General features: G+C 52.8%; 1 pseudogene. It reads right to left on the reverse strand.

Annotated elements, in window-relative coordinates:
* Positions 1–11: 11 nt before the first annotated feature.
* Positions 12–1225: pseudogene (locus tag VB780_RS31435) on the reverse strand (ISAzo13 family transposase).
* Positions 1226–1300: the final 75 nt, after the last annotated feature.

Below are 1300 nucleotides of genomic sequence, written 5' to 3' on the forward strand. Positions count from 1 at the left end.
AGGAACGTGGATTAAATAACCTGAACTTCTGGGACGGCGGTGTAGTTCCATTGAGGCAAGAGGTCATCAAAGACAATTGTCATCGTGGCTTTGAAGTCTTCAGCTACTTTTCGCCCCGTTTGGTAGGGCTTGTCGAGAATGGTCGTAAACACCTTCAGTCCAGTCCGAGTCGTCGTCCGTGCGATGAGGTCTTGAACGGTCTGAACACGGTCAAAGATCATGCCTTGACACGCCCGTGAGACATGGGGAAACAAGCGGTGCTCAATGGGATTGTACTTGGAAGTATACGGGGGATAGTGAGCGATGCGAATCTCGATTCCCAGGTCGTTGGCTAACTGCTGCAAGTCCTGTTTGAAAAGGTAATAGCGTGAGCTATTGCTCCCTCCCCCATCACACAACAGCAAAATTGAGTCAGCCAAAGGGTACCGATGTTGGCCATAGGTGGTCCACCAGTAGCGAATCGAGTCACAGGCAAACTCGGTGGTATCGTGGCTGGTGCCAATCTGGATGTAGCCCACGTTATCGCTCAGGTCATATAACCCGTGAGGAATGGCGACCCCAGTGGCCAAGCTAGCCCAGTCGTGGTCAAACACCTCAATGGGTGCTTGAGTGTAGAGGACGCCCTCTCGGTACAAATTGCCAATCAGTTCTCTTTTTTTGTGTCCATACTCATCACGGGATTGCCTGCGGCCTGATAGGTGTCCTTCAGTCGCTCGATGGCCTCAAATTGTTCGTTACGCTGCTCACTGGTTCCAGTGGCCAGCGTTTTCACCGCTTTGCGTTTACGAAAATGGTGCTTCTTTAACAACTGGTCGACCACCGTTACACTCACCGTGATGCCCTCGTCCTGAAGCAAGTCGGCAATCTCGTGACGCTTGAGATTCGTCCACTTGAGCGTTTCATCCATCGGCGAACCCGCCGTATGACGCTCCAGCACGCGCAAGAATGTCTCGTCTAACTCAGCAATGGTGGCTAACGCCGATTTTCGCCCCCCGCCAGGCTGTCGAATCCGCTCCTGCTCCAAGGCCGGTGTGTCGTTCAGTTCGGCCAGTCCCAGCGCCAAGGTTTCGTGATGACATCCCAATAACCTTCGAATATAGGCTTGCCCGCCGTACCCTAATTTCACCGCTTCGATAGCCGCATAGCGACGACGATCCTTCTCTGACAACGACTGATAGTACCGTTGCATTTGAGCTTCAATTGGGGCAGGGTAGGGGGTGATCATCTATCCGCTCCTCTCGCTACCTCTCTAGCTTAGGAGCCCAACCCGCAGTATTACACCTTATTCAATCCACGATCC

Origin of the sequence: Leptolyngbya sp. CCNP1308, assembly GCF_034932455.1 — a bacterium.
Classification (GTDB): domain Bacteria; phylum Cyanobacteriota; class Cyanobacteriia; order Phormidesmidales; family Phormidesmidaceae; genus Nodosilinea.